This is a genomic window from Leptothrix ochracea, assembly GCF_041083635.1.
GTDB lineage: Bacteria > Pseudomonadota > Gammaproteobacteria > Burkholderiales > Burkholderiaceae_C > Sphaerotilus > Sphaerotilus ochraceus.
Genome location: NZ_JBFPHB010000028.1, coordinates 1 through 2,787 on the forward strand (window position 1 = coordinate 1; position 2,787 = coordinate 2,787).

A 2,787-nucleotide genomic window follows, 5' to 3' on the forward strand; every position below is an offset into this window, starting at 1 on the left:
GGAATGCTTGACGTCGAAATAGCCCGGCCGAACCGGATGGGCCTTGCGGACCTTGTCGCGCATCTCACGGATCTCGGCGTGCAGGGCTTGCGGCTCACGCGCTGCGCCCATCACCGCGCGGCGAACCGCTTCAAAACGGGGTTCAAGTTCCGCCAAACCCGCGCACCAGCGCGCCCGGGTGATGGCTTGGTGCTCCCAGGTCCACGCAGCGTTGCTGCCGCGCTGGAGCTGATAGCGCTCGAACGCCGCCATCGAGCTGACCAACAAGCCTGAATTGCCGTTGGGCCGCAAGGCGGTGTCGATCTCGTAGAGCATGCCAAAGCTGGTTTGCAGCGACAGCCACGTCAGCAGCTTGCGCACAAAGGCGCTGTAGATCTCAGGGGCACGCTCATCGTCATCGTCAAAAACAAACACCACATCCAGATCGCTGCCGTAGCCCAGCTCCTTGCCCCCGAGCTTGCCGTAGGCGATCACCGCCACGCGGGGCTCCTCGCGGTGCCGCTGACGCAAATGCTGCCAAGCCCAGCGGATGGCGCACTGCAAATTGGCGTCTGCCAAGGCGGAGAGGTCATCGGCCACTTGCTCAACGCTCAACTCGCCTTCGACATCGCGCACCAAGGTGCGGAAGGTTTCGGCCTGATGCGCGCGGCGCAAGGTGTCGAGCAGCTCACCCTCATCGGCCTCGCCGGAGCGAATCCAAGCTTGGTGGCGCTCTTCCAGATCACGCTGATAAAGCACCGGATCAAAACGCTCATGCGTCAGACGCGCATCGGCCAGCTCGTCGATCACGCCGGGATGACGCATCAAGTAGCGCATCGGCCAGCGGGCCAACCCCAGCATGCGCAGCAACCGGCCCAGCACCAGCGGCCGCTCAGCCAGCAACGCCAAGTAGCTATCGCGGCGCAACAGCGGCTCGACCCAGTCGATAAACCGCGCCAACGCCTCATCACCCATCTCAGGATGCTGTTGCTGGGCTTGTGCATGTTGTTGCCGTGCCCGCATCAGCAGACGCGCCAAGCGTTGCTTGGCATCGTCACGCAGCATCGTCACGCGCGGCTGAGCCAAAAAGCGCGTCCAGCGCGCGGCCAAGTCCGGTGACAACCCCTCAAGCAACGCTGGGTTGTCAAGCGAGATCGGGCCCTGGCCCCCGCAGCCCTTGCAGCCCCCGGTGGGTTGACGGCCATCGTGCAAAAGCGCGTCGAACTCGGTCGCCACCAACTCGCGATGCTGATGCAGCTGCTCCAGCAATTGACAAGCGTCAGCGGTACAGCGCAAGCCCATCGACTGCGCGATCCAGTGCAGATCGGCATCGGAGGTGGGCAACACATGGGTTTGCTGATCGTCAAGAAACTGGATACGGTGCTCGACGCGGCGCAAGAAAACATAGGCCTGCGCCAGCTTTTCAGCCGTCTCCGCCTTGATCAGGCCGACCGCCGCCAGCCGCTCCAGCGCTTTCAGGGTCGGGCGGGTACGAATCTCGGGAAACTGCCCGCCACGCACCACTTGGAGCAACTGCACGATGAACTCGATCTCGCGGATGCCGCCACGCGACAACTTCACATCGTTGGCCCGCTCAGGCCGACCGGCAGCGCGCCGACTGGCTTCCTCGCGCACCTTGCGATGCAGCTGGCGCAAGCCCTCAAACACGCCGTAATCAAGGTAGCGCCGATAGACAAACGGCCCCACCACATCGCGCAGCGGCAGCACCCGCCCGGCTTGCACTGACGCTTGCGGCGCCACCACCCGGCTTTTGAGCCACGCAAAGCGTTCCCACTCCCGGCCTTGAACGAGGAAATACTCTTCCAACATCGCCAAACTCACCGCCGCCGGGCCGGAGTTGCCGTTGGGCCGCAAGGCCAAGTCCATGCGAAACACAAAGCCGTCTTCGGTCACGTCGTCGATCAAGGCGCGCAGTTGCCGCGCCACCAAACCGAAGTACTCGTGGGCCGAGATCACGCCTGTGCCGTCCCCGCGACCGGCGGTTTCGCCATCGTTTTCATAAACGTAGATCAAGTCGATGTCGGAGGAGACATTGAGCTCGCGCGCGCCAAGCTTGCCCATGCCGACCACCCAGAAATCAATCACCCGGCCGGATTCATCCAGCGGCGCACCATGGCGGGCGTCCAAGGCGTCGCGACAAGCCTGCAAGGCCAAGTCGAGCGTCACTTCGGCCAAGTCGGTCATGGCCTGCGTCACGGTTTGCATCGAAGCCTGCGCCTCGATATCCCACACCGCCAAACGCTCAATCACCAATTGACGCGTCAAGCGCAGCGCCGCTGACAAGCTGCGCCCGGCGCTCAGAAAGTCTCCGATACACGCCGTGATCGCCGCACGAAGAGGCAGTCCGGCAGGCAGACGGTGCAAATCAGCCGCCCGGGCCCGCCGCACACGCTGCACAAAACGTGAGTGCTCCGCGCGCGCCACAACCGTGGGTTCAGCAACTTCTTGATGGGACATGCCTGTGGTCTCCTTGCATTGTTCGAGTATCGTGGCTTTGATTTTCACCCAACAAGCTGGAGTCTGATCCCATGTCCCAGACCCTGAACGTGGCCGCGATCCAGATGGTGTCCACCCCGGACGTGGCCGAGAACCTCGCCACTGCCACCGCCTTGGTGACGGAGGCCGCCAGTGCCGGCGCTGAGCTGGTGCTGCTGCCCGAATATTTCTGCCTGATCGGCCACCACGACCACGACAAGCTGCGCCATGCCGAAGCCCCCGGCCACGGGCCGATCCAAGCGACGTTGTCAGCCTTGGCGCGCCAGCATCAGCTCTGGCTGATCGGCGGCA

The 2,787-nt window shown here is 63.7% G+C and carries 2 protein-coding genes; one reads left to right on the top strand and one right to left on the bottom strand.

Annotation, left to right across the window (positions count from 1 at the left end; translation table 11 throughout):
• Window positions 1-2,457 (bottom strand): bifunctional [glutamate--ammonia ligase]-adenylyl-L-tyrosine phosphorylase/[glutamate--ammonia-ligase] adenylyltransferase (glnE, locus tag AB3X39_RS10890; protein ID WP_369417405.1); only part of this gene is annotated, 2,457 nt, incomplete at its 3' end.
• A 71-nt stretch (window positions 2,458-2,528) separates the two neighbouring features.
• On the opposite strand from glnE, the gene AB3X39_RS10895 reads away from it, so the two are divergent.
• Window positions 2,529-2,787, top strand: a 259-nt coding sequence (locus AB3X39_RS10895) for a nitrilase-related carbon-nitrogen hydrolase (protein WP_369417406.1), incomplete at its 3' end; no start/stop codon positions are given.